This window comes from Nocardia seriolae NBRC 15557, assembly GCF_007990715.1.
Classification (GTDB): domain Bacteria; phylum Actinomycetota; class Actinomycetes; order Mycobacteriales; family Mycobacteriaceae; genus Nocardia; species Nocardia seriolae.
Map to the genome: position 1 here is coordinate 18,792 of NZ_BJWY01000039.1, position 23,697 is coordinate 42,488.

Sequence of the window (23,697 nt, forward strand, 5' to 3'; positions counted from 1 at the left end):
GTCATGCCTCCTTGCCGGTCGCCTGACCCGCCCCACCGGACTGCGCGGCGAGACTGGCGTGCCCACCGCTGGATCCGTATCCTCCTGCGCCACGCGCCGTCTCGTCGAGCGTCTCCACCTCGACGAAGTCCACCAATTCGACCTTCTGCACCAGCAACTGGGCGATCCGGTCACCCCGCCGGAGCTCGATGGCCGCGCGCGGATCGTGATTGATCAGGCACACCTTGATCTCACCGCGATAGCCCGCGTCGACCGTGCCGGGGGTATTGACGACCGAGAGACCCGCCTTGGCCGCCAGGCCCGAACGGGGATGGATCAGCCCGACCGTGCCGATCGGGAGCGCCACCGCGATGCCGGTGCCGACGAGCACCCGCTCCCCCGGTTCGATGATGACGTCCTCGGTGGTGCACAGGTCCACGCCCGCGTCGCCTTCGTGGGCGCGCACGGGTACGGGGATGCCGGGATCGAGCCGCAGCAGGGGAATAGGTGGAATACCGGTCACGTAGGCCGAGCCTACGCGTTCGACCCCGCAGTCATTGACCTAGTCTGATGTCGTGTCCGACCAGCCCCCTCAGGTGACCATGGAACCTCAGCAGCAGACCCGTCCCCTCTACACCGAGCGCCTCTGGGTGCCGCTGTGGTGGTGGCCCGCCGCGCTCGTCGTGACCGGGCTGCTGGCAGCCGAGATCCACATGGGCGCACCGGGAGTCCGCGCGTGGCTGCCCTACGCGCTGCTGTTCCCGGTGGCGGTGTGGGTGCTGCTGTGGTTCTCGCGCCATCGCGTGGAAGTGGCCCCGGACGCCGCGGGCGTGCCGGAACTGCGCACCGATCGCGCCCACCTGCCCGCGACCTTCGTCAAGCGCGCGGCGCCGGTGCCGGCCAGTGCCAAGAGTGCGGCGCTGGGCCGCCAGCTCGACCCCGCCGCCTTCGTTCAGCATCGGGCCTGGATCGGTCCGATGGTCCTGCTCGTGCTCGACGATCCGGATGATCCGACGCCGTACTGGCTGGTCAGCGCGCGCCATCCGGAAAAGCTCATCACGGCCCTGGGCCTGGAGAACGCGGCCGAACAGTCCTGAGGTCCCCGAGGACGCCGGTCGCACACACTCGACCGGTTCCTGACCGCGCTCGGCGAACCGAGCGCGGGCTGACGGAATCCTCTTCGATCCTCTACCCGGACAGCGCCTTTACGCTGCGCAGTCCATGCAGATCAGCTGACCGCCGGCTTCGCTGGCCAGTCGGCTGCGGTGGTGCACCAGGAAGCAGCTCGAACACGTGAACTCGTCGGCCTGCTTCGGGATCACCCGGACCGAGAGCACCTCCTCGGAAAGGTCCGCGCCGGGAAGCTCGAACGACTCCGCGGTATCGGATTCGTCGATATCCACGACGGCGGACGCGGCCTCGTTGCGGCGAGCCTTCAGCTCCTCCAGCGAGTCCTCCGAAACCTCGTCGGATTCACTGCGCCGCGGTGCGTCATAGTCGGTTGCCATGTCGTCTTCCCCTCGTCCTTACTCCGTATATCCCGGACCGGCACCCACCTGACCGGCGCCTTTCGGCACCGGACCGGGAGGGAATGCCGCCCCGCCCGTGGTGTACGTCACGCGTACACCGGTCACAGATCCGAGCCGGATAGTCGTTCATCCGCAGCGGATCGCGCTCGGTCAACGCAGGACATGCCCTTGTTGTTCCCGAAATCGATCCCCAGTTTCACCTGGGTTGTACGATCTGGGCCGCCAGACAATAGCGGACCCCGGGACAAAAGTCGCAATCAAAACCCTTGCGAGTTGAAACTGAGGGGTAATCGTCATCGATGAGGGAACGCATCGAGATCTTCGTCGCATGGTCCGAGACCTGACGGGGACCTGACGCGACCCGCCGGTCCCGTCCGACTTGCCCGCGCCGTCCGACTTGCCGATGCCCTGCACGCGTTACCCCCCGCGTTTTCGTAGAGTGTGGGCGTGGTTTCACTGATCACCCAAGGTAACTCGTCCGATCCGCAGGGACGGCCGTTCATCCGGCGTCGCTGGGAGCCGTGGGCGGCCATGGTGGGAGTCATCGCTCTGATCTGCGTCGGCGTGTGGTTCAAGGCGCTGACGACGACCGAGAGTGACCAGGGCGCCATGGCCTGCAACTCCCCCAGCCCCGCCTCGAGCACGTCGGCGGCCAAGCCCGCCCCACTCGGGGAGCGGGTGTCGAACTCGCGCTTACGCGATGTGGAGCCGGCCGCCCTGGCGTCGTCGAAGGTGCGCGTCTTCAATGCCAACAACCAGCGCGGTCAGGCCGCGCACGTGGCCTCGGAGCTGGGCGATCTCGGATTCGCCAGTGCGCCGGACGTGCAGATCGGCAACGACCCGGTCTATGTGAACGGTGATCTGGAGTGCACCGGGCAGATTCGCTTCGGCGTGAAGGGGCGACCCGCGGCGGCGTCGGTGCAGCTGGTCATGCCGTGCGCCGAGCTGATCGAGGATCAGCGCCAGGACGACACCGTGGATCTGGTGCTGGGCACGCTGTTCCGCGATATCCGGCCCGGAACGGATGCCGAGGAGGTGCTGAAGTCGCTGAAGAACCCGACGCCGGGCACCGCGCCCGCGATCGCCCCGAAGCTGCTGGAAGCCGCGCGACACGCGAAGTGTTGAGAATCTCTTTCGTGCGGGCCCGGCTCTGAGTCGGCGGGGCATCGCGAAACTCGTACCGGCACAACGGTATATACGACTCGGAATAACGGAATCGCCGCGAACCTTCGGTCGCGGCGATTCGTTTTGCTTGGTTTGTTCGGTTGGTCTCCTATGTCCGGAGCTGTTCAGTCCCCTGTCACGGAACCGGGATAGGGGCGGTGACATCCAGGCGCTTGAACAGACCGAACAGTTCGTCAGCGATGCCGGGCGCGGCGGCCGACACCAAATCGCCTGCCGCGCCCGGCGAGTCGGGCGCGGGCGGCAGAATCAGGCGCGCGCCCGCCTCGGCCGCGATGAGCGCGCCCGCGGCCCAGTCCCACAGATTCAGGCCGTGTTCGTAGTAGGCGTCGGTGCGGCCCTCGGCTACCGCGCACAGATCCAGGGCGGCCGAACCGAAGCGCCGGATGTCGCGAATGTGCGGAAGCACCTGCGCCACCAGTGCGCCCTGGCGGGTGCGGCGCTCGGTCGCGTAGGCGAAGCCGGTCGCCACCAGCGCCATCGACACCTCCTCGACCGGGTTGGCCCGCAAGGCGATCGGGGTGCCGCCGGGGGCCGCGCCGCCGGGGCTGGAGTCGGCGCGGTGCGCCCCCTGGCCCAGCCCGGCGCTGAAGGTGACCGCGTGCGCCACATCGGCGACCGCGCCCGCGACCGGACGGCCGCCGCGCAGCGCGGCCACCGACACCGAGTAGGACGGGATGCCGTAGAGGAAGTTGACGGTGCCGTCGATGGGATCGACGATCCAGTGCACCAGGTTCGGATCGTCGGCCAGGCTGCCGCCGTCCTCCTCGCCCACCACGGGCTCGCCGGGGCGCAGGTCGGCGACCAGTTTGCGGACCAGTTGCTCGGTCTCGGTGTCGACGATGGTGACCGGGTCGGTGGGTGTGCTCTTGGATTGCACGACGTCCGCGGCGCGCGCGTGCGGGCCGAAGACCTCGGGGCGGCGGGCGCGCACGTGGGCGGCGGCGGTCTCGGCGAGATAGACGGCGACTCTGCGCAGTTCCGCTATGTCGGAGCGGAGTTCGGCTATGTCGGAGTTGTCGGGGTTCGCGGTGGCGGGGACGGTGGGGGTGAAATTCGATTCCGGCACGAGCTCCATCGCAGCACAGATCCGGCATCGCTCGCATTAGGCTTGTCGTGCACGACACAGCTCATCGGCCGGGGAGCTGCGACTTTCCGGCAAATCATTCTGAGGAACGAGGAGTGGTCCATGTCCGATCCTGGGCACGCGTTCGGCATCGATATCGGTGGCAGCGGCGTGAAGGGGGCCGAAGTCGATCTCGCCACCGGTGAGCTGTGCTACGAGCGCATCAAGATCGAGACACCGCATCCGTCCACCCCGAACGCGGTCGCCGAGTCGGTGGCCAAGGTGGTCGCGCAGTCCGGCTGGTCGGGTCCGGTCGGCATCACCATGCCGAGCGTGGTGCTGCACGGGCAGATCCGCACGGCCGCCAATATCGACAAGACATGGATCGGGATCGACGCCCGGCATCTGTTCTCGGTGGCGCTGGGCGGGCGCGAGGTGACCGTCCTCAACGACGCCGACGCCGCGGGCATGGCCGAGGACCGCTACGGCGCGGCAAAGGATCTCGACGGCTTGGTAATGCTGCTCACCTTCGGCACCGGGATCGGATCGGCCGTGATGTACAACGGCGTGCTCATGCCCAACAGCGAGCTCGGGCACATCGAGGTCGACGGGCGCGAGGCCGAGCACCGGGCCGCGGCCTCGGTCAAGGATCGGGTCGGCATGACCTATCCGGAATGGGCGCGCGAGGTGTCCAAAGTGCTGGTCACCTTGGAGAATCTGTTCTGGCCGAACGTCTTCGTGGCCGGTGGCGGCATCAGCCGCGACTACCAGGAGTGGATTCCGTTGCTCAGCAACAGAACCCCCGTGGTGCCCGCCGTGCTCCGCAATACCGCGGGCATCGTCGGAGCGGCGATGGCGGTGTCGGGCGGTATCGCGCCATAAGTAAGCTGGTTCGATCGTTACAATGGAACACATGCCCGGCGGTAGGCCGGAAACCGACACCGGCACGAGAGCCGGTTTACCCCCCGACAGAACCGCTCCGCCGGAATTTCACTCTGGCGTGACGCCGCACGAGACCGTCACGAAAGGGCGTACGTGGTAGCCACGAATACCCGAGAGACCGCCGCTTCGGCCGAAGCCGCCGACTCAGCAGACACCACCGCAGCACGGCCGGTCAAGAAGGCTGCCGCCAAGAAGGCTCCGGCCAAGAAGGTCGCTGCCAAGAAGACCGCGGCGAAGAAGACCGCGGCCAAGAAGGCCACCAAGGCCACCGCCAAGAAGACGGCGGCCAAGAAGGCCTCGCCGAAGAAGGCCGCCGAGCCCGGCGCCGAGGGCGCAGAGGGCGACGAAGTCCTCGACGACGAGTCGTTGGAACTCGACGATCTCGATGATCTCGAAATCGACGAGGACGACCTCGGCGAGGACGAGGAGATCGTCGACGAGGACGAAGAGGAGGAGGCCGGGGAGGGCGCGGCCGTCGCCGCCGCCCCCGCCGCCGAGGGCGAGGAGGCCGAAGAGGCCGAAGAGCCGTCGGAGAAGGACAAGGCCTCCGGCGACTTCGTCTGGGACGAAGAGGAATCCGAGGCGCTGCGCCAGGCGCGCAAGGACGCCGAGCTCACCGCCTCCGCCGACTCGGTCCGCGCCTACCTCAAGCAGATCGGCAAGGTCGCGCTGCTCAACGCCGAGGAGGAGGTCGAACTCGCCAAACGCATCGAGGCCGGCCTCTACGCCACGGAGAAGCTGCGCGAATTCGCCGACAAGGGCGAGAAGCTGCCCGTGCAGTCGCGCCGCGACCTGCAGTGGATCATGCGCGACGGCAACCGCGCCAAGAACCACCTGCTGGAAGCCAACCTGCGACTGGTCGTCTCGCTCGCCAAGCGCTACACCGGCCGCGGCATGGCGTTCCTGGACCTCATCCAGGAAGGCAACCTCGGTCTGATCCGCGCCGTCGAGAAGTTCGACTACACCAAGGGCTACAAGTTCTCGACCTACGCGACATGGTGGATCCGCCAGGCCATCACCCGCGCCATGGCCGACCAGGCCCGCACCATCCGCATCCCCGTCCACATGGTCGAAGTCATCAACAAACTCGGCCGCATCCAACGCGAACTCCTCCAGGACCTGGGCCGCGAGCCCACCCCCGAAGAGCTCGCCAAGGAAATGGACATCACGCCGGAAAAGGTGCTGGAAATCCAGCAGTACGCCCGCGAGCCCATCTCCCTGGACCAAACCATCGGCGACGAAGGCGACTCCCAACTCGGCGACTTCATCGAAGACTCCGAAGCCGTCGTCGCAGTAGACGCAGTCTCCTTCACCCTCCTACAGGACCAACTCCAGTCGGTCCTGGAAACCCTGTCCGAGCGCGAGGCAGGCGTAGTCCGCCTCCGCTTCGGCCTCACCGACGGCCAACCCCGAACCCTGGACGAAATCGGCCAGGTCTACGGCGTAACCCGAGAACGAATCCGCCAAATCGAATCCAAGACCATGTCCAAACTGCGCCACCCCAGCCGCAGCCAGGTCTTGCGCGACTACCTGGATTAGCGATTCACGCATGATTGGGCCTCTGGGCTGCAGCTCAGAGGCCCAATCTCGTGTCTGAATCCAACGGTGTTCACAACATGCTGTTTCGTATCAGCTGTTGCCGGTGTCGGCGCTGTAGTTCGAACAGTTCGGCATCGGAGTGGCGGGTCCAGTCGCCTTTGGGGGTGAATTTGGGGCGGAGCGCGCGAATCTGGTCCGCACACCGGAGCACCTCCGCCTCGAGCGCACGTGAATCCGAGCAGCCGGGCCATAGTGGCGACACGGTGATCGAATGGATCGCCTGCCGGTTTCCGGACATGGATACGACCGCCTTGCCGTACTGGGTGGCGGCTCCGCGGACCAGGTAGTCGCCGTCTGATTGGAGGTCGTCGTGCACCCGGCAGTATTTGTTCCAGGTGGGGGTCTCCAGCAGCATGATCGCCTGCTCCCGGGCGGATAGGTACCAGCCGTCAGCGGAGCCGTTCGCGGCGGAGTGCCGACCGTGGTGTTCGTTCAGGGCCTGCGAGTACGCCTCGAACAGCTCGCGACCGACCTCTTTCGGCGGTACTCGATCCCGCCAGTCGGAACTGAGTTCCAGGCGGGTCGGCAACCTGCTGCCATCCAATATCATGGCGACGAACGGACCCGCGGACCCGGCCGAGAACGGAACGACAGACAGGGCCCGACTCGGTTCGGTAGACGGTGACGCCGATACCGCGAAACTCGATTCCTGTTGCAGCGGTAGCGAAGTCACGTTCACCGTGACCGAGACCGAGACGGCCACTGTCGATTTCCGGTCGTCGGCATAGTCGTCGACGTGTCTGATCACCATGACGAATCCAACCTCTGCACAGCCACTTATCGGCGCACCGTATCAGATCTCGAAGCGGCTCGGACGAAGCCGGTTCCGGACGACGCCAAGTCAACCGCGATGCGGATCGACGGAGGCGTCTTCAGTTGTCGGTCAAAGAATTTGGGCGAGTTCACGCTCGAGGCTCACCTCGACGACCTCGGGTCAGCACAGCATCCGACCGGCGCTGCGAATCACAGGTAGTGGCAACAGAACTCGGTGTCTTGCAGTCATCTACGGGCCTGGGATTCAGCAGGGTGGACATTGTGCTCGAATCCGCGCCGTATACGACCGAATGTATTCGGTGCCGATCCTCGGTTGAATCGGCTGTCACCGAGGTCCTCGGAGAGGACGCTCGGTGGTGGAATCTCGAAGGAACGTGCCCGGAATGCGGGAACATCTGGGAGGAGAGCGGTTACGAACTCCCGCCACCGGGTTTCCGTGAAGCAATCCTGGCTTCGAACGGATCAACCGTTATTCGGGTCGAGGCCGACAGCGTCTCGACAGCGGCGGTCATGCGCGTCCTTCGCCTTGTCGAATCCTTCTCGCTCGCGGAGGCACGGGCCAAGGCCGATGAGCTCCGAGCGACCGGGCTGCAGGGGACCCGGGTTCCTGGGTGATCCGAAACCCGGCGATGTGGTGGTTTTCGTGGGGCCGACGGAGGCCTGGAACCACGGCCGGGGCAAGAAGACCTTCGTCGCGCGGGTGGTCGCGGTGGGTGGACAAACCGTGCAGTGTTGTGACACTCAGGGACGCGTTCTGGTGGACGGCAAGCCGCTCGACGAACCCTATGTCGAGCCGCGGCGGAACAACCCCTTCGATCCCTCCCATCCTGACATCCGATTCAATCTCGGCGGTCGCGCCTTCGGCCCGGTGAAGATCCCGACGGCAACCTCTGGGTCATGGGTGACAACCGGCGAGAGGCAGCCGACTCGCGCTACCACAGCGAGGACGAGTTCCAGGGCACCATCCCGGTGGCCGACGTGCGCGGCAAGGTCATGAACGTCGGATAGCTGCCGGAGGTCCGGACTCGGCCCGGGTGCGGTGCACTGCTGGTTTCCCGGTGTGGAACGGTCCGGGCCCGAAGGGACCTGACAGCGGACCGGGAGATCTCAGTGGGGTCGGTTGAACCAGGCTCCGGCACTGCGCTGGGAGAGCAGGACGACGATGGCGATGCTGGCGGCCAAGCCGAGGAAGCCGGGAGGCTGTTTGCTCGCCATGCCGCCGAGGCCCCAGAGAATTCCGAAGCTCGCGAAGATGATTGCGGCAATCCGCAGGCCGTTGCCGTTCACGGTGTAGCCGAAGGCGAAGAGCGCCAGGAAGAACGCGGGGAGGAAGCCCGCGACGAGCGCTCCGCACAATTCGGGTTTGCCCAGGACCCCCGCGAGCACGGACAGGCCGATCCCCAGTCCGCCGAACAGCCAGGAGATGATCTGCGCCGCGCGCACCGGTCCCGGCATTGTCGTGGGATAGGGCGGAAGCTGCCCGTAGGGGTGGTAGCCGTATGGGCCGTGGCCGCCGGGCATCGGCCAGGTGGGCGGATAGTGTCCCGGCGGGCCGTACGGTGCGGCCGGATACGGCTCGTAGCCCTGGTGTGGCAGGCCCTGATCGTTCACCGCGTTTGCGTGATCATCCATTGGGATCCGTCCCCCTTTTCCCGTTCCGGCTGTTTCCTCGCCGGATCCTTCAGCGTCGAAGGGTACTGAATGCTGCGGCACGTTGTGGGCGAGGTCGTTTCGGTGGCGGCACCGACCGATCAACCGCACAGCGGCGCTGGGGCTGGGAGTGACCGGTTCGGCCGCCGCTGATCGCGGCCGGTCGGGGTGATTCGCGGGGCCGCCACGCACCGGGAGCCGCAGGTCCCAAGAGTTGCACGAACGTACTGTTATCTTGGCGCGCATGCGGCTACTTACCGTTCTGACCTGCATATTCGCCATTGCCGGGATGACTGCCGGTGGCAGCTCGGCGGAACCGGTGGATATCGCGGCAGCGACCCAGTCGATTCGGCTCGATGTCGGCACGGTCGGCGGGACGCCCCGGCTCACCTTGCCGGTCACCATCGGGTCCCGGACGCTGACGGTCATGGTCGATACCGGATCGACCGGGTTGCGGGTGATGGCCGACAAACTCGATCCCGCCGATGTGACCCTGGTGGATCCGGCGGAGGACTACGGATACGGCAGTGGCACCCGCCTGATCGGGGACATCGTGTCGGCTACGGTGTCGATCGGACGCTGGAAGACCGCCACTCCCATCGAATTCGAGCAGGTCACCAAGACGGTCTGCAGCAAGCAGAAGCCGAACTGCCCGGCGGCCAACGGGGGTAAGCCGACGATGTTCGGCGGTACCTATGACGGAATCATCGGGCTGGGTACGAATACCGACAGTGGGATCGGCAATCCGCTGTGGAATCTGCCGCGGGGAATCGGGCGGCGGTGCGCCGTTCATTACGATCCGGCGGGGACCAGCCGCCTGCTCCTCGATGTACCCGAGAAGGGCTTCTCGCGGGCCCTGATGCCCGCACCCGAGAGCCCGCCGGACGCGGGACAGCAGCCGTCGCGTCCGTCAACGGTGGAGGGGTGCTTCGAGATGACGGGACTGCCGAACGGAAAGTTCTGCGGCCCAACATTGTTCGACACCGGCGCGCCGGGCATCCGTATCCAGCTGCCGCCGGGCAATACCGCCTACGCCGGTCCCGTCGCCACCGGCACCGACATCACGCTGACCGCCGGGCAGCCGACCTGGTCGACCGATCTGCGGACCGGTCCGGACCTGCACGCCCGCATCGATTCCGGTCCCGGTGCCCGGTCGCTGGCCGGGCTCGTTGTCTTCGCCGAGAACGACATCCGCTTCGACTTGGATTGCGGCACGGTCGGATTCCGCAGTCACTGAGGCAGCCGACTATCCGGCGTTTATCCGGAGACACGTGGGGTGGGCGTAGGTTCGGCAGGCATTTCGAGCTACCACACTCTGGGGGCCGACGCGGCGGGGAACGAGAAGAACGCGCCCATCGCCGGGACCATCGCCATCACCGGCGGGATCATCTTCGCCTCCGCGGTCACCACGCTGGCGGTCGTGGGCCGCAGGAACGCCGAGGACGAGGAACCCGATCCGGACCTGCCGCCGATCGTCGACTACATTCCCGAATCGACTCCGCGATTCGGGACGTGATGAGCGCCGCCAGCTCGGCCGGGCGTTCCTCCGGGACCCAGTGGGTGGCGTCTAGGACCTCGTGGGCGAAGGGCGCCCGCACGTAGCGCGCGGTGAGTTCGGCATTCTTCGGGTGCATGAACGGGTCTCGCGTGCTCGAGACGTGTGTGGTCGGGACGGTCACCAGGCGTGAAGCCTGCCGCGGGCCGCTGATGAGCATGGCGCGATACCAGTTGATCGAATACTTCAGCGCTCCGGAATCGACGATGTCGTGGCGAATCCGGTCGAACTGCTCGGCGTCCATGCCGGACGCGGCCACGGCCCGGTCGAGGCGCTCGGGGTGGGCCGGGTCGGAGACGGCGCGAAAGACCCTGGAAATCAGCAGCTCCGGCAGCCACGGGACCTGGAACAGCACCATGTAGAAGGTGCGGAAGAACTGCGTCGTGGTCAGCATGGTGCGCATGAAGGCCATGGGGTGGGGCACCGAGACCGAGGTCAGCGTGCGCACCAGTTCCGGGTGGGCGGCGGCGGTGGACCAGACGACGGCGGATCCCCAGTCGTGGCCGACCAGGTGCACCGGGTCGCCGCCCAGCGCCTCGATCAGTGCCACGGCGTCCCCTACCAGCGCGCTCATGCGATAGGCGTACCGGCCCGGCGGGCGGGCTCGCGGCGAGTAGCCACGCTGATCCGGAGCGATTGTGCGGTAACCACTTTCGTGGAGGTACGGCGTGAGCCGCGACCATTCGGCGGCTGTCTGCGGCCAGCCGTGCAGCAGCACGATCGGGATGCAGTCGATGGGCCCCTCGTCGACCACGTCGAAGGTGAGGCCGTCGTTGGTGAAGGTGGTCAGCCGAGCAGTCATCTGTTCCCCGAGGTTTCTGTGCAGTGTAGGCGTGTCATCGAGTACGGCTTCGTGGTGGTGCACACCTCGCTGACCGCGGCCCGGCTGTCGGTGTCCGACAGCCGGTTTGCCCGGGGTGCGGGCGAACTCGTTTTCGCACCGCCGATGCGCTACCGGCCGTGAGGCGAAGGATGCTCGCCGAATTGGGTGCCGCGTGATAACCAGCACCATTGCGCCGCCGCCGCTCTGACCGGCGGAGCACCCGGCACCAGGGCGAAAAGCCCACGTGCACACGACATTCTGGCAAACCCGGGTTGCCGCTTCCAGCAAGAATCTCCCAGCCGGAAGTAATTTAGATAAAACATCCCCTTTCAATTTCCCAATCCGAACCTTGCCCGGTAGTGTGCCCCCGTCACGTCTGCGATGACGAAACCCCCTGTTCTGGCAATGGAGTTCGTGTGCTGGAAATTCACCACTTCAGCTATGGGTGGGTCACCCCCGTCCTGGCTTACATCATGTCCGTCACCGGATCGCTGCTCGGTCTGCGGTGTACGGCGCGCGCCCGGAGCGGGGACGGACGCAACGGCTGGCTCATCTCCGCTGCGGTCGCCATCGGCGGCACCGGCATCTGGGTCATGCATTTCGTCGCCATGCTGGGCTTCAGCATCCACGGCGCGGTGATCCGCTACAACGTGCCGCTCACCCTGCTCAGCGTGGTGATCTCGATAACCGTGGTCTGGGGCGGGCTGTTCATCGTGGCGCGCGAGCCCTTCGGCAAGCTGTCGCTCTTCGCGGGCGGCGCGGTCACCGGACTCGGTGTCGGGGCCATGCACTACTCGGGCATGTACGCCATGAGGTCCGACGCGATGATCGGATACGACGCCACCATCGTCACGCTGTCCATGGTGATCGCGGTGGTCGCGGCCACCGTGGCGCTGTGGTTCACACTGGTCATCACCGGTATCTGGGCCACCATCGGCGCGGCGCTGATCATGGGCGTGGCGGTGTGCGGAATGCACTACACCGGCATGGCCTCGATGAGCGCGCACCGCATGGACAACCCGGTCGCCCCGCACGGCGCCGGCGCCATGGAACTGCTGGCCCCGCTCATGATCTCGGTCAGCATGGTGACGCTGGTGCTGCTCATCCACGTGGGCCTCACCGAGGTGGACGAGCGCGCCATGGTGCCCGAACCGGCGCGGCCGCAACCGGAATCGGCCGCGGCCTGGTCGCTGCGATCCGCCGCGCCGACCCCGGAGGCGTACGACTACGGACACGACGAGCCCGGGCAGACCGACTACCGCACCGCCGGTTACTACCCGCCCGCCGCCGACTATCCGGTCCCGGGCCGGCACGCGGCGACGGCGCCCGAACATCCGCGGCCCGGCCAGTATCAGCCCGCCGCCGTCGGCCCGGCGGTGCGCCGTGATCGGAATCCGGGTCCGCGCCAGCGCACTCACCGCTAGTCATAGCGGACCGGGCTCGACTGTGGCCCGAATCCGAACCGAGCCGGGACAACTGAGAATTGCTGCCCCGGTTCGCTGAGAAACCCGGCCGGGTATTCGACATTCGGGCATCGCGGCAGCAAACTGTCTGCCGTGGAGCACCATCAGCTGGAGTTGATCTTCGCGGTCCTGTTCGCGACGATTCTGGCCCAGCCGCTCGGACGGCGGCTGGGCCAGGCTCCGGCTGTCCTCATGACCGGATTCGGCGTGGTGCTCGCCCTCATCCCGCAGGTTCCCGAGATCCACATCGATCCCAAACTGATCCTGCCGCTGGTGCTGCCGCCGCTGCTGTACGCGGCCGCACGGCGCACCTCCTGGCGGACCTTCGCCGAGAATTGGGGTGCGATCAGCCTGCGGGCGGTGGTGCTGGTCATCGTCACCACGGCGGCCGTGGCCTGGGCCTTCCACCTCTGGTATCCGGCCGTCCCGATCGGTGCGGCGGTCGCGCTCGGGGCGCTGGTCGCCCCGCCGGATCCGGTGGCGGTGTCGGCGCTGGCGGGCAGGCTGGGGCTGCCCCGGCGGCTGGTCGCGGTGCTCGAGGGCGAGGGGCTGTTCAATGACGTGACCGCGATCGTGCTGTACACCGCCGCGGTCACGGCGGTGGTCACCGGAAAGTTCTCGGCCTGGGGCGCTTTCTTGGATTTCCTGGTGTCGGCGCTGGTCGGGGTGCTGGTGGGCGTGGTGCTGGGGTGGGCGGGCAACAAGCTCATGGTGTGGGTGGAGTTCGCGCCGTGCCGTGTCGCGCTGGGGCTGCTGTTGCCGTTCGCGGCCTACGGGATCTCCGAGTCGTGGGGCGGGTCGGCGGTGCTGGCGGTGCTGGTGTGCTCGCTGTATCTCACCGAAGCCGCAACCGATTTCAGTGACAGCGACTATCGGCTGATCGGCGACTCCTTCTGGGAGATCACCGAAATGCTGGTCACCGGTTTCGCTTTCGGGCTCATCGGGCTGGAGCTGAGCACGGTGCTGCGTGACGTCGGGCCCGACTGGGGCCGGTTCCTGGGCGGGGCGGCGGTGGTCATCGCGGTGGTGGTCGGGCTGCGACTGGTCTGGCTGCTGTGCACCACCGCGATCTTCCAGCGCTGGTGGCGCACCCGCGAGATGGACGAGCCCTACACCTGGCGCGAGACCCTTGTGACCTGGTGGGCGGGGATGCGCGGGGTGGCCACCGTGGCGCTGGCACTGGCCATTCCGTTCACCACCGATGACGGCGAACCGTTCCCGGGCCGCACCGAGATCCTGTTCACCGCGTTCGCGGTGGTGCTGTTCACGCTGCTGTTGCAGGGCCCGACCCTGCCCGCGGTCGTCCGCGCGACGGGGGTGCACGCCGACACCGGCACCGAGCGCGCCATGGAACTCCAGCTGTGGACGCGGGTATTGCAGGCCGAACTGGCGCGGCTCAAGGAGATCGCGCAGTCCGAGCAGCTGCCCGACGAGATCTACGACCGGCTGCGCACCAGCTTCGAACGCCGTCTGGCCCAAGCGGACCCGGAGGCGGCCGACAGCACTGCCCGCTCGAGCACCGACCGCACCATCGCGTTCACCAAGAAGATGCGGGGCATCAGCAACGAGGTGCTCGAAGCCGGGCGGGCAGAAGCCCTCGCGGCACGGCGTGAGCCGGGAATCCCACCGGACGTGGTGGACCGGGTCATGCGCCGCCTGGATCTGCGCGGAACCGGCTGACCCGCACTACCCGGCGGCCCGGAGACGGCCGCTGACCGGCCCGGTCACCGGGCTCGCCAGGATCGCGACGAATTCGCGCAGGAAGGACTTGCGCAGCAGCAACCGCGCGGTCCGCGCACCGGTCACCTGAACGTTCAGTCCCAGCCGCCGCGCCAGCCGTGCGGTACGCAGCACGTGAAAGTCGCTGGTCAACACCGTCATTCGCACCGCCGTGGGATCGAACCCGCGACACCGCAATTCCCGCGCGGTGAACCGCAGATTCTCCTCGGTATTGCGAGACCGATCCTCCCGCACCATGACCTCACCCGAAATCCCCTGTGCCTCCAGGTAATCCACCATGGCCGCAGCCTCGGGCACAGTCTCCCCACCACCCTGCCCGCCGGAAACCACCATCAGCGGCGCCCCGCCCAGCCCCCGCTCCACCCCGAATACCTCAACCCCGCGGTCGAGCCTCCGCTTCAGCATCGGCCCAACCCGGTTGTGCCGCAGCCGACACCCCAATACGACGACCACCTCGCTCCCCGGCCGAGGCACCCGTCGCCCCACACTCACGGTGTACCCGGCAAACGCAACGAACCCCACCGCCACACCCGACCCGAGCACCCCCGCTGCCACGCCCCACCTCTTCATCCCGCTCCCCCACCGGTCAGCGGCGATCTGACAGCAACCAGCAATCGGCCCATGCGACCGACCCTAGCCAAACACCCCCATCGCCCGACGCCCACCCACTGCCCGCACTCGTCGAGTGACACATTCTGGAGGCGCACCGGGCTTCCACTCCAGAATGTGCCACTCGACGCATGGCGAGCGGAGGAACTGGGCGCTTCGGCGATGGGTCTTCGACAGCCGCGCGCGGCGGCACGGCGTCAGCTCGGATCCGAGGTGTCCAGCAGGAGTCGGGGCGGGATGTCGGCGGGGGCGGGGGTGGTGGGGGTCGCGTCGAGGATGAGCGGCTCCGCTTCCGGATGCCTACCGAGGGAAGGGGTTGCGGATGCCGACGGGGCGAGCGGCTGGTTGGTGGAGGTGTCCTTCAGCTCGACGCCGGAGCGACCCAGGCGGTGGGCGCCGTCGACGAGGCCGGTGGCGACCTGGGCGGCGCGCAGGTACGAGAGGCCCTCCGGGGGATGGATATTGGAGATGCAGTTGCGCTCGGAGTCGGCGCGGCCGGGGCGGGGGTGGTGGGTGAGGTAGATGCCGAGGCTGTCGGCTACCGAGAGTCCGGGGCGTTCGCCGATGAGGACGAGCACCGTCGTCACGCCGAGGGCCGCGGCGATGTGGTCGCCCAGGGCCACGCGCGCCTGGGTGGCGATGACGGGCGGGGCCAGGGTGTATCGGTCGCCGAGCGATTCCATCAGCGCGGCCAGCATGGGAATACCGTGGTTGGCAAGCGCGTATGGCGAAAGCCCGTCCGCCAGTACGAAACCCACGTCCGCCCCGCTGTACGGCAATGCCGACAGCACCTCCCCGGCCTCTTGCCCGGGACCGCTCCCCGCATCCGCCCCCGCATGCGCGGCTGACCCGGGTCCGGACCAGATTGTGCGCCCTGCAACGGAATTCGCCGCCGGATTGCGCGCGGGGTCGGCCGGTTCGACGCCTCCGGGCAGCCGCCCGAGATCAGGCCGACGCAGATACTCCGACCGATCCGCGGCCAGGCTGCGCACATGCACCGGCTCCCCCAGCCCGAGCCCGGCCACCTCCGCGGCCAATGCCGTGACGTCCAGGGGTTTGTGCACCGCGTCCCGCGCGGCAGCGTGCGCCGCCCGGAACTCCAGCACCTCCGCCGTCGGCAGCGCGTCCCCGGCCCGCCCGAGCCCGATCCGCGCCTGAGTACTGCGCCGCAGCCCATCCCAGAATGCCTGCACGGCAGCCCCTTCGGCCCGAAACGCGGGACGCAGCGGTTCACTCATACTCAAAGCTCCTCCTCGAATCTCCACACCGGCACAACGCAATCCATCGCCTGTCCGCGGGTTTGCGGCGGGGCGGGGGTCATGCGGCACCCTTGGCGGCGGTGAGGGCGTGGAGCGGGGAGGAAAGGGGTTCGACCTCGCGGATGCGGCCGTGGGGATCGAGCATGCCGAGGTGGTCGAGCCAGGCGGCGAACTCGGGGGCGGGGGTTAGGTTCAGGACTTTTCGGGCGTAGAGGGCATCGTGGTAGGCGAGGGATTGGTAGCCGAGCATGACGTCGTCGGCGCCGGGGACGGCGATGACGAAGGCGCAGCCCGCGGCGCCGAGGAGGGTCAGCAGGGTGTCCATGTCGTCCTGGTCGGCTTCGGCGTGGTTGGTGTAGCAGACGTCGACGCCCATGGGCAGGCCCAGGAGTTTGCCGCAGAAGTGGTCTTCGAGCCCGGCCCGGATGATTTGTTTTCCGTCGTAGAGGTATTCGGGGCCGATGAAGCCGACGACCGTGTTGATCAGCAGCGGGTCGAGGTCGCGGGCCACGGCGTAGGCGCGGGTCTCGAGGGTCTGCTGGTCGACGGGGCGGCCGCCGGTCCCCAGGTGCGCGCCCGCGGAAAGCGCTGAGCCCTGGCCGGTTTCGAGGTACATTACATTGTCGCCGACGGTGCCGCGCCGCAGCGACCGGCCCGCCTCGTTGGCCTCGCGCAGCAGCGAGATGTTCACGCCGAAACCGGAATTCGCGCCCTCGGTGCCGGCGATGGACTGGAACACCAGATCCACGGGGGCACCGGCCTCGATCAGGCCGAGGGTGGTGGTGACGTGGGAGAGCACGCACGACTGGGTCGGGATGTCGAAGCGCTGGCGGACCTCGTCGAGCAGGTACAGCAGATCCGCGGTGGCCTGCGGGGAGTCGGTGGCGGGATTGATGCCGATGACCGCGTCACCGCAACCCAGCAGCAGCCCGTCCAGCACCGCCGCGGCAATGCCGCGCGGGTCGTCGGTCGGGTGATTGGGTTGCAAGCGGGTGGCGAGGGTGCCGGGCAGCCCGACCGTGGTGCGGAAGCCGGCCCGCACCCGCACCGCGTGCGCCACCGCGATCAGATCCTGGTTCCGCATGAGTTTGCTGACGGCCGCGACCATTTCGGGCGTCAGCCCGGGCGCGACCGCCGCGAGGGTGGCCGCGGCGTCGGGGGTCGCGGCCACGGCCAGCAACCAGTCCCGCAGTCCGCCCACGGTGAGATGCGAAATCGCCTGGAACGCAACGCGGTCGTGACTGTCGATGATCAACCGCGTGACCTCGTCGGTCTCGTACGGCACCACCGCCTCGGTGAGGAACACGGTCAGCGGCACCTCGGCCAGCGCCCACTGCGCCGCCGCCCGCTCGGCGTCGGAATGCGCCGCGCACCCGGCCAGTTCGTCGCCGCTGCGCCGCGGGGTGGCCTTGGCCAGCAGGTCGACCAGACCGTCGAAGGTGTAGGTGGTGCCGCCCAGGCGCTGGTGGAAGATCACCTCTCCGATGGTCCGGGCCCATGTTGCTGCGGTGTAACCGCCGTTTTCCCCGGGGATTAATGCGCGTTACGCGTGCCGGAGCACGCGGCGGCCCGGTGCGGTCCGGGAGCGGCCCGTGACCTCGGGATACCATGGCGAAATGGCATTGGGCACCTATCAGCCGCCCTGGCTGCGCACCATCGATCTGGACGCGGAGGTGCGCGCCCTGCGCGTCTGGTGGCAACAGCCGCAGCGGCTGCGGCGCGCCATCGGGGCCTACCGCGATCTGCTGGCGGTCACCCCGGCGTGCATCGCGTATGCCTTCACCCTGTTCATCACCTGGTGGACGCTGCGCGGGGCCAGCGACATCGTCGGGCGACGGCTGATCTTCTCGGCGTCGACGAATCTGCGGAACATGCAGAAGGATCCGATCCAGGTGCTGGTTGCCTCGGCCTTCTGGACCGACGGCGGCTTCCCGTGGGGCGACATCCTCATCCTGATCACACTCATGGCGCTGGCCGAACGCTGGCTGGGTTCGCTGCGCTGGATTCTGGTGGTCGCCACCGGGCACGTGGGCGCCACCCTGATCACGGTGCTGGGCATCGCGCACAAGATCGACCGGCAGCTGATCCCGACCCGGGTGGCCTTCGCCTCGGATGTCGGCCCCAGCTACGGGATCTCGGCCATGCTGGCGGTGCTCACCTTCCGGTTGCGCGGCCCGGCCCGCTGGCTGTGGGCGCTGTGCATGCTGGTCTGGTACGGCTGGGGCGTCTACAACGGGCGCACCTTCACCGATTACAGGCACTTCTTCGCGCTGCTCATCGGATTCACGGTGGGCGCGATCGCGGTGGCGCTCTCGCACCGCCTGATCGCGGCGCGAGAGCGGAAGACGCTGCGGAATTCGGCCCCGTCCCAGCCGAATTCCGCCGGGGCAGTGCCGGATTCAGCCGGGGCAGTGCCGGATTCAGCCGGGGCAGTGCCCGATTCAGCTGGGGACCGGGTCGCTGCGCCCGCGGTCGCGCTGAACGAGGCGGATGACGGGCTCGACGACGCGCGCCGCGACCGGGCCGAGCACGGCCATCATTAGCACGTAGGCCGAGGCCAGCGCGGCCAGCCGCCCGTCCACCCCGCCCAGCGAAACCGCAAGCCCGGCAATGACGATGGAGAACTCGCCGCGCGCCACCAGCGCCGCGCCCGCGCGCGCCCGGCCCATCCGGCGAATGCCCTGCCGGGAGGCCGCGAACCAGCCGGTGGCGATCTTGGTCAGCGCGGTCACCACCGCCAGCAGCACCGCCCAGCCCAGCACCGGCGGTATCGCCCGGGGATCGGTATTGAGTCCGAAGGCCACGAAGAAGATGGCCGCGAACAGATCTCGCAGCGGTTCGAGGAGTTTGGCCGCCTCGTGCGCCGTCGATCCGGAGATGGCGATGCCGAGCAGGAACGCCCCCACCGCCGCCGACACATTGAGCGCCGAGGCCGCGCCCGCCACCAGCAGCGCCGCGCCCAGCAGCTTGAGCAGGAAGACCTCCCGGTCGTCGCTGTCCACCACCGCCGAGACGTAGCGCCCGTAGCGCAGCGCCACGATGAGCACCACGGTGATCGCCACCAGCGCGATGGCCAGCGATCGCAGCCCGCTGGCGAAGCTCAGCGCGGCCAGCATCATGGTGAGGATCGGCAGGTACACCGCCATGGCCAGATCCTCGAACACCAGGATGGACAGGATGACCGGCGTCTCGCGGTTACCCAGTCGCCCGAGATCGTTGAGCACCTTGGCGACGATGCCGGAGGACGAGATATAGGTGACCCCGCCCATGGTGACCGCGCCGACCGCACCCCACCCCAGGACCAGCGCCACCACCACGCCGGGCGTGGCATTGAGGACGATATCGAGCACACCGGCCAGCCAGGACCGGCGCAATCCCGTCACCAATTCGGCGGCGGTGTACTCCAATCCGAGCAGCAGGAGCAGCAGCACCACGCCGATCTCACCGGCCAGGTGCCCGAATTCGGTGGCGGCCTGCATCTTCACGATGCCGCCGTCACCGAAGGCCAGGCCGCCCAGGAGATAGAGGGGAATCGGCGACATACCGAACCGGGCGGCCAGCCGGCCCAGCATGCCGAGCGCGAACAAGATCGCGCCGAGTTCGAACAGGGCTAGACCGGTCGAATCCACAGCGTCAGCCGTCGGCCAGGATGCGGGCGGCCGCGTCGAGCCCTTGCGGGGTGCCGACCACGACGAGGATGTCCCCGGAATCGAGTACCTGATCCGGTCCCGGTGACGGTTGCACCTGCCCCGCCCGCATGATCGCGACGATGGAGGCCTTGGTGCGGGTGCGCATGCCGGTCTCGCCGAGCCGGCGTCCCCGGTACGGCGAGCTCCCGCTGACGCTCAGCTGCCTGGTGGTGATCCCGGGTAGGTCTGAGTGTTCTTCTCGCAGTTGCTGCACCAGTTGCGGCGCGCCCAGCAGATTGGCCATCACCGCGGCCTCGTCCGGGGTCAGCGGCACCTGCGCCAGGCAGGCGTCCGGATCGTCGCGCTGCGACACGATGAGATCGATTCCACCGTCGCGGTGCGCCACCACCCCGATTCGCCGCCCCGATCTGACCTCGAAGTCCTTGCGCACACCGATACCGGGCAGGGCTGTCACGTCGACGTTCACGACGTCCAGATTAGGACAACCCGCCCGGATCCCCGGGAGCTACGTCCGGGCCGTGCTCAGTTCGCCTCGAGCGGGGCGAAGGTGCCGTCGGGGCCGGGGCGGAAGTCGGTCACCTCGAGCACCGCCGCCAGTGGCAGCGGGCCGTAGAGATGGGGGAAGCGCATGGACTGCGGGTCGGTGGGCACGCCCGGCTCCCATTTCACGGGTGCGCCGAGCCGGGCCGGATCCAGGTGCAGCAGTACGAGATCGGTGCGGCCGGCGAAGATCCGGTTGGCCGGGAGGTGGGCCTGGTAGGGCGCGGAGAGGTGGATGAAGCCGGTCTCCGGCAGGTCGGGGGTGCGGTATTCGCCTGCGGCGCGGGCGTTTTCCCATTCGGCCCGCGAGCAGATGTGCAGCAGGGTCGGCGGCGTCGTGTCCTGGTCGGTTCCCATGTGAGGGAAAGTTACCGAAACTCTCACACACAGTAAGTGAAGCGCTTATATTTCACTTCGCATCGGCCCGAGCCGATGCGAGCTACATGCGAGAGGTACATCAGATGGGCAAGATACAGCGGGCCGGCCTCGGCGTCGGCACGATCGGCGCAATGGCGACCGTGGCGGTGCTGGCGGCGCCGTCGGTCGGCGTCAACCAGGCGACGATCAAGTGGTACCCGACGACCTCGGGCAAGCACACCATCACCGCGAGCCAGCCGCTGAGCAGCAAGTCCATCGATGTCACCGTCTCCCCCGCCAACCCGCTGTCGTCCGGATCCGGCGGCGCGGGCTGCGCGGCCACCGGCGGCTCGTTCGGCTAGACCGACAGCGCCCGCGATACCCCCGGCCGATGCCGGGGGTATCGCCGGTATCGACCCGAATCGGCCGCGCGGCCCGAGATTCCTACGCGGGCGGGTCAATACGGCAGGGGCCGGGCCACGTGCGGCGAGATGTCGTTCACGCCCACCCGGACGGGCGCGAAGCGGCCGACGGCCCGCGCCGCGGCGGCGGTGTCGGCGGTCCAGACGCTCAGGCACGGACCGGCCGGGGAGCGGCGGGCCAGGTCGAAGGCCTCCCCCGCGTCGGCCACCCGCACCACCGGCAGCACCGGGCCGAGGGTCTGCTGGGTGAGCACCGACATGGTCGGATCGACGTCGGCGAGCACGGTCGGCTCGAAGGCGTGGTCCGTGCCGGTGCCGCCGCAGCGCAGCGTGGCACCCTTGAGCAGCGCGTCGCGCACCTGATCGCGGACCAGCTCCACCTGGGCGGCCGAGGTCATCACCCCGGTGCCCGGCTCGTCGCCGAGGATCGGGCCGAAGGCGGCGGCCTCGGACACCAGTTTGTCGAGAAAGGCGTCGTAGGCGGGTGTCTCGACGTAGACGCGCTCGACGCAATTGCAGCTTTGCCCGTTGTTCGCCAGCCCGCCGAGGGCAATGCCGGCGGCCGCCCGATCCAGATCGGCATCGGACAAAACGACCGCCGCGGACTTGCCGCCCAGGTCCAGGCAGCACGGGATCAGCCGGGCCGCGGCCCGCAGCGCCACCACCTTCCCGGTCTCCGCGCTTCCGGTGAAACGGACATAATCCACGCAATCCAGGACAGCGGGCCCGGCCTCGTGCCCGGTCACGGACTCGAAAACCGCTGGGGCCCCGATACTTCGCCACCCCCGGGTGAGGGCCCGCAGGGTGAGCGGCGTCTCCGAGGACGGCTTCACCACCACCGCGGCCCCCGACACCAGCGCGGGCACGGCATCGAAGGCGGCCAGTGCCAGCGGATATGTCCACGGCCCGAGCACCCCGACCACCGCACACGCCGATTGCGCCACGGCCAGCTGCATGGCCGCTCCCGGGCGCAGGGCGACCTGCGGGTGCCGTCCGCCCAGGAATTCCGCACCGTGCGCGCGATAGTGGTCGAGGGCATCGAGGGCCAGGCCGAACTCGGCATCGGCCTCCGACCCGGTCTTGCCGGTCTCCGCGCCCAGCAGCGCCACCAGCGCATCCCGATTGTCCAGCAACCAGTTTCGGAACAAGGTCAGCCAATGGATCCGACCGACCACCCCGAGCGAGTGCCAGAGCGCGGCATTGTCACGCAGCCGGTACACGGTGGCATGCACCCCGTCGGGCGTGTCGGTGGCAATGGTGTCGACCACCCGGCCGTCGGCGGGCGCGATCACGGTGAGCATGGGCGGGCGGCCCTTTCCGGCATCCGGCACCTGATGGTGTGAGTCTTGCGCCGTGCGCATGGATCTCACCGTATGGGTGAGGGTTTCGGCCGACCAGCTTCCAATGGGCCAGGAATCGGCGAATATGGGCCGTACCCAGGCAACTTACCGACGGGGAACGGTCATGCGGAAGCCCAAAGTTTGCGAGACTGCCTGAGTGAGCGAAGAGTTGGCGCCGCTGCGATCCATCTTCAGCACCGCGCTGGTGGTCGATTTCGCGCTGGGCCGCGGCATTCCGACGGCCACGGTGCTGCGGCACGCCGGCATCCGCGAGGCCGACCTGCACGACCCCTCGGCCGAAATCACCATGTCCCAAGAGTTCTGCGTGCTGCGCAATGTCGTGGCGGCCACCGACGACGAACCCGGCATGGGCCTGCTGGCCGGATTGCTGTGCCACCCGCCGTCCATGGGCGTGCTCGGCTTCGCGCTCATGAGCAGCTCGAATCTGCGGCACGCCATGGATATCGCGCTGCGCTACGCGGACCTGTCCTTCAGCGCCGCCCGCCACTACACCGAGAACCACGGGTCCGAGGTGTGGGTCATGCGCGACGACAGCGCACTGCCGGAGGAGATTCGCCGCTTCACCCTGGAACGCGATCTCGCGGCCATCGCCACCATCCAGCAGGACCTCATCCCGACCCGGATTCCGGCCGTGCGCGTCGAACTCTATGTGGAAGCCCACCCCATCTACGAGATGTTCGGCGCGGTCTTCGGCGTCGAGGAGGTGACCTTCTCGGCTCCCCAGTCCCGCATGGCCTTTCAGACTCTCACCCTGGAAACCCCGCTACCCCAGGCAAATTTGTCGACCGCCTGGTTCTATGAGCAGCAGTGCACCGACCTCATGGAATCCCGCCGCAGCCGCTCGGGCCTGAGCGGTCGCGTTCGCCAGCTCCTCATCCGCCACGGCGGCTCCGCCGACCAGACCCGCATCGCCGCCGACCTCGACGTGAGCGTCCGTACCCTGCGCCGCCGCCTCGCCGAGGAAGGCACCACCTTCCGCGAACTGAGCCTGGAAACCGTGGGCATGCTCGCCGAGGAACTCCTGATCGCCGGTCTCACCGTCGAGCAGGCGGCCGACCGCCTGGGCTACGCCTCGGTCTCCGCCTTCGCCTCGGCCTTCCGCACCTGGAAGGGCCAATCCCCCGGCCACTTCGGCCGCCTGCACCGCGGCCGCGCTCCCGTCCGCACCCGCTGAGGGCCGCACCGGCGAGGAGATTT

Annotated in this window: 24 protein-coding genes and 1 pseudogene; 12 read left to right on the top strand and 13 right to left on the bottom strand. The window is 68.2% G+C overall.

All coding sequences use genetic code 11. From position 1 onward, the window contains the following. Position 1: 1 nt before the first annotated feature. Positions 2-502, bottom strand: a complete 501-nt coding sequence (gene dut / locus NS2_RS14530) for a dUTP diphosphatase (protein WP_033087955.1) — start codon at positions 500-502, stop codon at positions 2-4. Positions 503-581: 79 nt separating this feature from the next. Here dut and NS2_RS14535 point away from each other — a divergent pair, with 79 nt between their 5' ends. Then, positions 582-1,076 (top strand): DUF3093 domain-containing protein, encoded by a 495-nt coding sequence (locus NS2_RS14535; RefSeq protein ID WP_033087977.1) that lies wholly within the window; start codon positions 582-584, stop codon positions 1,074-1,076. Between the two features lie 108 nt (positions 1,077-1,184). Here NS2_RS14535 and NS2_RS14540 read toward each other — a convergent pair whose 3' ends face one another. Continuing rightward, positions 1,185-1,487, bottom strand: a complete 303-nt coding sequence (locus NS2_RS14540; RefSeq protein ID WP_033087954.1) for a DUF4193 domain-containing protein — start codon at positions 1,485-1,487, stop codon at positions 1,185-1,187. A 468-nt stretch (positions 1,488-1,955) separates the two neighbouring features. On the opposite strand from NS2_RS14540, the gene cei reads away from it, so the two are divergent. Next, complete coding sequence (cei, locus tag NS2_RS14545; protein ID WP_152615020.1) at positions 1,956-2,633, top strand: envelope integrity protein Cei; 678 nt, start codon at positions 1,956-1,958, stop codon at positions 2,631-2,633. A 175-nt stretch (positions 2,634-2,808) separates the two neighbouring features. On the opposite strand, the gene NS2_RS14550 is transcribed toward cei, so the two are convergent. Beyond that, complete coding sequence (locus NS2_RS14550; RefSeq protein WP_036546975.1) at positions 2,809-3,768, bottom strand: inositol monophosphatase family protein; 960 nt, start codon at positions 3,766-3,768, stop codon at positions 2,809-2,811. Between the two features lie 111 nt (positions 3,769-3,879). Between NS2_RS14550 and ppgK the strand changes: the two genes are divergently transcribed. Then, complete coding sequence (ppgK, locus tag NS2_RS14555; protein WP_033087951.1) at positions 3,880-4,638, top strand: polyphosphate--glucose phosphotransferase; 759 nt, start codon at positions 3,880-3,882, stop codon at positions 4,636-4,638. 153 nt (positions 4,639-4,791) lie between these two features. After that, complete coding sequence (locus NS2_RS14560; RefSeq protein ID WP_373867320.1) at positions 4,792-6,237, top strand: RNA polymerase sigma factor; 1,446 nt, start codon at positions 4,792-4,794, stop codon at positions 6,235-6,237. A gap of 70 nt (positions 6,238-6,307) precedes the next feature. Here the strand turns inward: NS2_RS14560 and NS2_RS14565 are convergent, their stop codons facing one another. Continuing rightward, entirely contained in the window at positions 6,308-7,048 is a 741-nt protein-coding gene (locus tag NS2_RS14565; protein ID WP_033087949.1) for a hypothetical protein, read from the bottom strand. A gap of 633 nt (positions 7,049-7,681) precedes the next feature. Between NS2_RS14565 and lepB the strand changes: the two are divergent. After that, positions 7,682-8,079: pseudogene (gene lepB / locus NS2_RS36795) on the top strand (signal peptidase I); the annotation flags it as partial. Positions 8,080-8,178: 99 nt separating this feature from the next. Here lepB and NS2_RS14570 read toward each other — a convergent pair. Next, entirely contained in the window at positions 8,179-8,703 is a 525-nt protein-coding gene (locus tag NS2_RS14570) for a hypothetical protein (RefSeq protein ID WP_033087948.1), read from the bottom strand. Between the two features lie 262 nt (positions 8,704-8,965). Here NS2_RS14570 and NS2_RS14575 point away from each other — a divergent pair, with 262 nt between their 5' ends. Further along, positions 8,966-9,958 (top strand): DUF3443 family protein, encoded by a 993-nt coding sequence (locus NS2_RS14575; RefSeq protein ID WP_147207186.1) that lies wholly within the window; start codon positions 8,966-8,968, stop codon positions 9,956-9,958. 166 nt (positions 9,959-10,124) lie between these two features. Here the strand turns inward: NS2_RS14575 and NS2_RS14580 are convergent, their stop codons facing one another. Beyond that, positions 10,125-11,078: an alpha/beta fold hydrolase gene (locus tag NS2_RS14580; RefSeq protein ID WP_063864997.1), complete on the bottom strand. Its 954-nt coding sequence runs from the start codon at positions 11,076-11,078 to the stop codon at positions 10,125-10,127. Positions 11,079-11,096: 18 nt separating this feature from the next. Here NS2_RS14580 and NS2_RS36025 point away from each other — a divergent pair, with 18 nt between their 5' ends. From NS2_RS36025 to NS2_RS14590, 3 genes are all read left to right on the top strand, one after another. Further along, on the top strand, positions 11,097-11,240 hold the full coding sequence (locus tag NS2_RS36025; protein ID WP_155239739.1) for a hypothetical protein: 144 nt from the start codon (positions 11,097-11,099) through the stop codon (positions 11,238-11,240). A 275-nt stretch (positions 11,241-11,515) separates the two neighbouring features. Beyond that, entirely contained in the window at positions 11,516-12,523 is a 1,008-nt protein-coding gene (locus NS2_RS14585; protein ID WP_063864995.1) for an MHYT domain-containing protein, read from the top strand. A gap of 132 nt (positions 12,524-12,655) precedes the next feature. After that, positions 12,656-14,242, top strand: coding sequence for a Na+/H+ antiporter (locus NS2_RS14590; RefSeq protein ID WP_033087946.1), 1,587 nt, complete (start codon positions 12,656-12,658; stop codon positions 14,240-14,242). Positions 14,243-14,248: 6 nt separating this feature from the next. On the opposite strand, the gene NS2_RS14595 is transcribed toward NS2_RS14590, so the two are convergent. From NS2_RS14595 to NS2_RS14605, 3 genes are all read right to left on the bottom strand, one after another. Continuing rightward, entirely contained in the window at positions 14,249-14,872 is a 624-nt protein-coding gene (locus NS2_RS14595) for a YdcF family protein (RefSeq protein WP_071811752.1), read from the bottom strand. A 236-nt stretch (positions 14,873-15,108) separates the two neighbouring features. Then, the gene (locus NS2_RS14600; RefSeq protein ID WP_228102864.1) at positions 15,109-16,149 is read right to left on the bottom strand and encodes an ethanolamine ammonia-lyase subunit EutC; all 1,041 of its coding nucleotides are present in this window, start codon (positions 16,147-16,149) and stop codon (positions 15,109-15,111) included. A gap of 79 nt (positions 16,150-16,228) precedes the next feature. After that, positions 16,229-17,647 carry an ethanolamine ammonia-lyase subunit EutB gene (locus tag NS2_RS14605; RefSeq protein ID WP_033087945.1) on the bottom strand — a complete coding sequence of 473 codons (1,419 nt, stop codon included), beginning with the start codon at positions 17,645-17,647 and terminating at the stop codon, positions 16,229-16,231. A gap of 139 nt (positions 17,648-17,786) precedes the next feature. Here NS2_RS14605 and NS2_RS14610 point away from each other — a divergent pair, with 139 nt between their 5' ends. Further along, positions 17,787-18,713 (top strand): rhomboid-like protein, encoded by a 927-nt coding sequence (locus tag NS2_RS14610; protein ID WP_063864994.1) that lies wholly within the window; start codon positions 17,787-17,789, stop codon positions 18,711-18,713. On the opposite strand, the gene NS2_RS14615 is transcribed toward NS2_RS14610, so the two are convergent. Genes NS2_RS14615 through NS2_RS14625 form a run of 3 tightly spaced genes read right to left on the bottom strand, consistent with a single transcriptional unit; the run spans position 18,612 to position 20,717 of the window. Beyond that, complete coding sequence (locus NS2_RS14615) at positions 18,612-19,799, bottom strand: cation:proton antiporter (RefSeq protein ID WP_033087944.1); 1,188 nt, start codon at positions 19,797-19,799, stop codon at positions 18,612-18,614. The genes NS2_RS14610 and NS2_RS14615 overlap by 102 nt on opposite strands. Positions 19,800-19,803: 4 nt before the next feature. Then, complete coding sequence (locus NS2_RS14620; RefSeq protein ID WP_033087943.1) at positions 19,804-20,286, bottom strand: cation:proton antiporter regulatory subunit; 483 nt, start codon at positions 20,284-20,286, stop codon at positions 19,804-19,806. A gap of 56 nt (positions 20,287-20,342) precedes the next feature. Next, a complete protein-coding gene (locus NS2_RS14625; protein WP_033087942.1) occupies positions 20,343-20,717 on the bottom strand; it encodes a DUF952 domain-containing protein in 375 nt (124 codons plus the stop codon). Between the two features lie 104 nt (positions 20,718-20,821). On the opposite strand from NS2_RS14625, the gene NS2_RS14630 reads away from it, so the two are divergent. Further along, entirely contained in the window at positions 20,822-21,079 is a 258-nt protein-coding gene (locus NS2_RS14630) for a hypothetical protein (RefSeq protein WP_033087941.1), read from the top strand. Between the two features lie 95 nt (positions 21,080-21,174). Here the strand turns inward: NS2_RS14630 and NS2_RS14635 are convergent, their stop codons facing one another. Next, a complete protein-coding gene (locus NS2_RS14635; RefSeq protein ID WP_071344350.1) occupies positions 21,175-22,500 on the bottom strand; it encodes an aldehyde dehydrogenase family protein in 1,326 nt (441 codons plus the stop codon). A 136-nt stretch (positions 22,501-22,636) separates the two neighbouring features. On the opposite strand from NS2_RS14635, the gene NS2_RS14640 reads away from it, so the two are divergent. After that, the gene (locus NS2_RS14640; RefSeq protein WP_052086420.1) at positions 22,637-23,674 is read left to right on the top strand and encodes an AraC family transcriptional regulator; all 1,038 of its coding nucleotides are present in this window, start codon (positions 22,637-22,639) and stop codon (positions 23,672-23,674) included. The last annotated feature ends 23 nt before the right edge of the window (positions 23,675-23,697 follow it).

Coding starts and splice junctions, on each gene's coding strand:
- NS2_RS14535 (WP_033087977.1), top strand. CDS start 582: ATGGAACCTCAGCAGCAGACCCGTCCCCTCTACACCGAGCGCCTCTGG.
- NS2_RS14540 (WP_033087954.1), bottom strand. CDS start 1,487: ATGGCAACCGACTATGACGCACCGCGGCGCAGTGAATCCGACGAGGTT.
- NS2_RS14550 (WP_036546975.1), bottom strand. CDS start 3,768: ATGGAGCTCGTGCCGGAATCGAATTTCACCCCCACCGTCCCCGCCACC.
- ppgK (WP_033087951.1), top strand. CDS start 3,880: ATGTCCGATCCTGGGCACGCGTTCGGCATCGATATCGGTGGCAGCGGC.
- NS2_RS14565 (WP_033087949.1), bottom strand. CDS start 7,048: ATGGTGATCAGACACGTCGACGACTATGCCGACGACCGGAAATCGACA.
- NS2_RS14570 (WP_033087948.1), bottom strand. CDS start 8,703: ATGGATGATCACGCAAACGCGGTGAACGATCAGGGCCTGCCACACCAG.
- NS2_RS14575 (WP_147207186.1), top strand. CDS start 8,966: ATGCGGCTACTTACCGTTCTGACCTGCATATTCGCCATTGCCGGGATG.
- NS2_RS14580 (WP_063864997.1), bottom strand. CDS start 11,078: ATGACTGCTCGGCTGACCACCTTCACCAACGACGGCCTCACCTTCGAC.
- NS2_RS14595 (WP_071811752.1), bottom strand. CDS start 14,872: ATGAAGAGGTGGGGCGTGGCAGCGGGGGTGCTCGGGTCGGGTGTGGCG.
- NS2_RS14600 (WP_228102864.1), bottom strand. CDS start 16,149: ATGAGTGAACCGCTGCGTCCCGCGTTTCGGGCCGAAGGGGCTGCCGTG.
- NS2_RS14610 (WP_063864994.1), top strand. CDS start 17,787: ATGGCATTGGGCACCTATCAGCCGCCCTGGCTGCGCACCATCGATCTG.
- NS2_RS14625 (WP_033087942.1), bottom strand. CDS start 20,717: ATGGGAACCGACCAGGACACGACGCCGCCGACCCTGCTGCACATCTGC.
- NS2_RS14630 (WP_033087941.1), top strand. CDS start 20,822: ATGGGCAAGATACAGCGGGCCGGCCTCGGCGTCGGCACGATCGGCGCA.
- NS2_RS14635 (WP_071344350.1), bottom strand. CDS start 22,500: ATGCGCACGGCGCAAGACTCACACCATCAGGTGCCGGATGCCGGAAAG.